This window comes from Streptomyces sp. AC550_RSS872 (assembly GCF_019049285.1).
Lineage (GTDB): Bacteria > Actinomycetota > Actinomycetes > Streptomycetales > Streptomycetaceae > Streptomyces.
Genome location: NZ_JAGMUL010000121.1, coordinates 102,527 through 108,101, shown reverse-complemented (window position 1 = coordinate 108,101; position 5,575 = coordinate 102,527). Strand labels below are relative to the sequence as shown.

The window sequence follows — 5,575 nt, the reverse complement described above, 5'->3', positions numbered from 1 at the left end:
CCTCCGGCTCCACCGGCCGCCCCAAAGGCGTCGTCGTACCGCACTCCGCGATCGACAACCGGCTGCGCTGGATGCAGGACACCTACCAGCTCGGGCCGACCGACCGGGTACTGCAAAAGACACCATCATCCTTCGACGTGTCCGTGTGGGAGTTCTTCTGGCCATTGCAGGAGGGTGCTTCCCTCGTCATCGCCGAGCCCGCAGGACACAAGGACCCGCGCTACCTGTCCCGGCTCATCCGCGAACAGGCCGTGACCACCTGCCACTTCGTACCGTCAATGCTCCAGGCCTTCCTGGCAGAGCCGGAAGCCGCCGGATGCACGGAAACACTGCGCCGGGTGTTCAGCAGCGGCGAAGCCCTGCCCCGCGACACGGCCAACACCTTCAACGCAACCCTGCCCGAAGTCGAGCTGCACAACCTGTACGGGCCGACAGAAGCCACAGTCGACGTCACTTACCACCACGCCGCCACTTACGACACCGGACCCGTGCCCATTGGCCGTCCGGTGTGGAACACCCGCCTCTATGTCCTCGACGCCGCCCTCCGCCCAGTACCAGTGGGGGTGCTCGGCGAGCTCTACATCGCCGGACCGCAGCTGGCCCGCGGCTACCACCAGCGCCCCACCCTCACCGCTTCACGCTTCACCGCCGACCCGCACGGCGCCCCGGGCACCCGCATGTACCGCACCGGCGACCTGGCGCGCTGGCGCAGTGACGGCGAGCTCGAATACGCCGGACGCACCGACCACCAGATCAAACTCCGCGGCCACCGCATCGAACCCGGCGAGGTCGAGAACGCACTCACCGCCCATGACGGGATCGTCCACGCTGCCGTCATCATCCGTGAGGATGTCCTCGGCAATCCCCGCCTGACTGCCTACATCGTCGCTGAGCAGGCCATCAGCACCAGGGAACTGCGCACTCACCTGGCGGTGACCCTGCCCGACTACATGATCCCGTCAGCCTTCGTCTCCCTCGACAGCCTCCCTCTGACCCCGAACGGCAAGCTCGACCGCAAAGCCCTCCCAGCACCGGACCACAGCAAGACTGTCGCGAGCCGAGCCCCGCAGGGCCGTCGAGAAATCCAGTTGGCGCAACTCTTTGCCCGGACCCTGCAAGTCGACGCCGTCGATGCCGACGACCGGTTCTTCGACATCGGCGGCGACAGCATCTTGTCCATCCGGCTGATCGCCCAAGCACGCGCGCTCGGGTACGACCTCACCGTCCGGGATGTCTTCGAGCACCAGACCGTCGCCGCCCTCGCCGAGGCCGCAGCTGCCGCTTCGACCGGCGACAATGCGGACGAGGAGACGCAGGCGGTGACGCCGCTGGGCCCGGTACCGCCCACGCCCATGTCGGCGTGGCTGGCCGACGTCGGCGGACCGACCAGCGAGTTCAGCCAGTCCATCACCGTGCGCACACCCGCGGATCTCGCCTCAGGGACACTCACCGAAGCACTCCAAGCCCTGCTGGACCACCACGACAGCCTCCGTCTGCGCACCGGACCCGACGGTGAGATGGAGGTTCAACCGCCCGGCGTGGTAACCGCTACGGACTGCCTCGTCACCGTCGACGCGGTCGGCCTGGACGACGGCGCCCTCCAGCGGCTCGTCACTGAAGAGGGCACCGCAGCCCGTACGAGGCTCTCGCCCACGCACGGCGTCATGCTGCAGGCCGTCTGGCTCGACCGCAGTGCCCAGGAGGGCAGGCTCATCCTGCTGGCACACCACTTGGCCGTCGACACAGTGTCCTGGCACATCCTGCTGGGTGACCTCGTAGCCGCCTGCGAGTCCGCCGCCGCCAGGCCAACCGCCCCTGTGACACTGCAACCGACCGGCACATCATGGCGTCAGTGGGCCGCTGCCCTTCACAAGGCGGCAGCCGACCCGGCCCGTGTGGCGGAGCTCGAACACTGGCATACGACCCTCGCCGATGTCTCCGCGCACCTGTGTCTCGATCCCGCACGTGACACCCACGCCACCGAAGCGGACCACGTGTCAGAGCTCGACACGGCCACTACCCAGGCGCTTCTCACCTGGGTCCCCGGCTGCTACAACGCCACCCTCAACGAGCTGCTGCTCACCGCCTTCACCCTGGCCGTCGGCAACTGGCGCCGCAGCCGCCCGCACCCGGACGGACCCGACACCCCCGTCGTCGTCGACCTGGAGAGCCACGGACGGCATGAGCACGCGGTCCCGGGTGCTGACCTCACCCGTACGACGGGCTGGTTCACCGCTATCTACCCGCTGCGCCTCCAGCACCACGTCGCCGGCTGGGCCGGGATCTGGAACAGCGGTACCGCCCTCGGCCAAGCGCTGAAGGACATCAAGGAACAGCTCCGCCGAACGCCAGGCGACGGCCTCGGCTACGGTCTGCTGCGCTACCTCAACGACCAGACCCGATCGCAGCTGGCCGAGCTCCCCGCCGCCGAGTTCCGCTTCAACTACCACGGCAGGCTGGTCGGCACCCAGGAGTCCGGGCACTGGCAGCCAGTCTCCAGCGGCATCACTGGCATCAGCCCGGCCATGCCGACGAGCCACGCGATCGACCTCAACTCCGTCACCACGGACACACCGGCAGGTCCTCAGCTCCAGGCGCGGTGGACCTACGCGTCGAGGCTGCTGACGCAGGACGACGCACAGCAGCTGGCAGAGGGCTGGTTCAAGGCACTCCGGGCGCTCGTCGAACACGCGAACAGCGCGGACGCCGGGGGGCTCGCTCCGTCCGACGTCTCACACACCTCTATTACGCAGGCTGAACTCGACCAGCTCGAGGCAGAACTCGACTTCGAGTGGGGGATATAGAAATGGGCCAGCAGTCGCGCGGGAAGATCGAGGACGTTCTCAGCCTGTCGCCACTCCAGGAGGGCTTTCTCTTCCTGCACCTCCTGGATGAGGAAGAGCTGGACGTCTACGTCTCCCAACACTCATTCGACCTTGAGGGCGAACTGGACGCCACCGCCATGCGCGGCGCCGCGACGGCGCTGCTGAAGCGGCACGCCAACCTGCGTGCGAGCTTCCGGCAGCGCGGCTCCGGCCAGTGGGTGCAGGTGATCCACCGGGATGTGGAGCCGGTGTGGCGGGAAGTGGACCTCACCACGCTCCCGGCTGCTGAACAGGAGGCCGAGCTTGAGCGCACCGCCGCAGAAGACTGCTGGAATCGGTTCGACCTCTCCCGGCCACCCCTCATCCGCTTCACGCTGATCCGCCTCGGTGGCAACAGGTTCCGCTTCATCCTGACCAACCATCATGTTCTCCTGGACGGCTGGTCGACGCCGCTGCTCCTGAGCGACCTCATGTCGCTCTACATATCGGGCGGAGACGCCAGCGCGCTGCCACGCACCCGCCCCTACCGCGACTACCTCTCCTGGCTCAACGACCAGGACAAGAACGCTGCCCAGGAAGCCTGGGCCGCCGCCCTGGCCGACCTCGACGACGCCACCCTCATCTCACCCGAACCCGCGCCCGTCGTTGCTCTCCCCGAGAGCACCGACATCGAACTCGACGAACAGACCGGCGAAGCACTGATCCGATACGCCCGTGCCCATGGGCTGACCGTCAACACGATCCTGCAGGGTGCCTGGGCGCTGACGCTCTCCCAAGCCGTCGGGCGCGACGATGTCGTCTTCGGCACCACTGTCTCAGGGCGGCCCGCAGAGCTGGACGGTGTCGAGTCGATGGTGGGGCTCTTCATCAACACTCTGCCGCTACGCGCCCGGCTGGATCCCGCCGAGTCCGTGACGGACCTCCTGCGACGGCTGCAGTCCGAGCAGGCTCGCCTCCTGAACCACCAGTGGGTCAACCTCGCCGAGATCCAGCGCTGGGCGGGAACCGGCAAACTCTTCGACACGGCGCTGGTCTTCGAGAACTACCCCCTCGACACATCCGAGATCGACAGCCATCTGGACTCCGCACTTCTCCGTCTGACGTCACTCAGCTCAGTCGGTAACACGGACTTCGCGCTGTGCCTCGTCGCACACATGCAGGGCAACGCACTGCACATGCGCATCGGCAACCGGACCGAGCTGTGTGACGAGGAGTTCGTCAGGAAGATCGCAACGCGGCTCGTCAGCACGCTTCGGACGATTGCCGCTGATCCGGGTGGGTTGGTGGGCCGGCTGGAGTTGCTGGACCCGGCCGAGCGGCACCGGGTGCTGGAGGAGTGGAACGGTCAGCCATCCGGTGGCGGGGATGGTGCGGCGGCGGTGGATGTCGTGACGCTCTTCGAGGAGCAGGCGGCGGCCACGCCGGATGCGGTGGCGGTCACGTGTGCGGGCGAGGTGGTGTCGTATGCGGGGTTGAACGCGCGGGCGAACCGGCTGGCGTGGTGGCTGGCCGAGCGGGGTGCGGGTCCGGAGGGGTTCGTCGCGGTGGATATGCCCCGCGGGATCGATGCGGTCACCGCGCTGCTGGCCACCCTCAAGAGCGGTGCGGCCTACGTGCCGCTGGACCCGGACTATCCGGCCGAGCGCACCGCCCACGTCCTGGCCGACGCGGCCCCGGCCGTGCACCTGACCGCTCTGGACGGGCTCGATCTGGACGGCTACAGCGACGACAACCCACCGCGGGCGGCCTGCGGGCGTAACGCGGCCTACCTGCTGTACACCTCCGGCTCCACCGGCCGCCCCAAGGGCGCCGTCATCGACCACCGGGCCCTGGCCGTCTATCTGGCCCACGCCCGGGCCACCTACACCGCCGCCGCACAGTCCACCCTGCTGCACTCCCCGCTGGCCTTCGACCACACCGGCACCGCCCTGTGGACCCCCCTGACCACCGGCGGCACCCTCCACATCACCGACCTCACCGAACACACCGCACACGCCCCGCGGCCGGCCCTGCTGAAAGCCACACCCGCCCACCTGCCCCTGCTCAACAGCCTGCCCGACTCCGTGTCCCCGACCCACACCCTGATCCTGGGCGGCGAAGCCCTCCACGGCCATGACCTGGAGCAGTGGCGGCAGAAGCACCCCGATGTCACGGTCATCAACGCCTACGGACCCACCGAAACCACCATCACCGCCACCGAACACCGCCTCACCCCCGACCAGCCCACCCCCACCGGCCCCATCCCCATCGGACGCCCCTTCCCCCACACCCGCTGCTACATCCTCGACACCGCCCTGCGCCCCGTCCCGGCAGGTGTGTTGGGCGAGCTCTACATCGCCGGTGAGCAGCTGGCCCGCGGCTACCACCAGCGCCCCGGCCTGACCGCCGAACGCTTCATCGCCGACCCGCACGGCGCCCCGGGCACCCGTATGTACCGCACCGGCGACCTCGCCCGCTGGCACACCGACGGCCACCTCGAATACGCCGGACGCACCGACCACCAGGTCAAACTCCGCGGCCACCGCATCGAACCCGGCGAAATCGAAACCGTCCTGGCCGCACACCCATCAGTGACCCAGACCGCCGTGATCCTCCGCGAGGACACCCCCGGCGACCAGCGCCTCACCGCCTACACCGTCACCAGCACACCGGTCACGGAGCGGGAACTGCACACCTACGTAGCGGACCAGCTGCCCGACTACATGATCCCCGCAGCCTTCGTCACCCTCGACGCCCTTCCCATGACGCCG

General features: G+C 68.5%; 2 protein-coding genes. Both read left to right on the top strand.

Annotated features, from left to right (window positions below; genetic code table 11):
• Positions 1-2,804, top strand: a 2,804-nt coding sequence (locus KUM44_RS34740) for a non-ribosomal peptide synthetase (RefSeq protein ID WP_217213736.1), incomplete at its 5' end; no start/stop codon positions are given.
• Positions 2,805-2,806: 2 nt separating this feature from the next.
• On the top strand, positions 2,807-5,575 hold a 2,769-nt coding region (locus tag KUM44_RS34735; RefSeq protein WP_217213735.1), incomplete at its 3' end, for an amino acid adenylation domain-containing protein.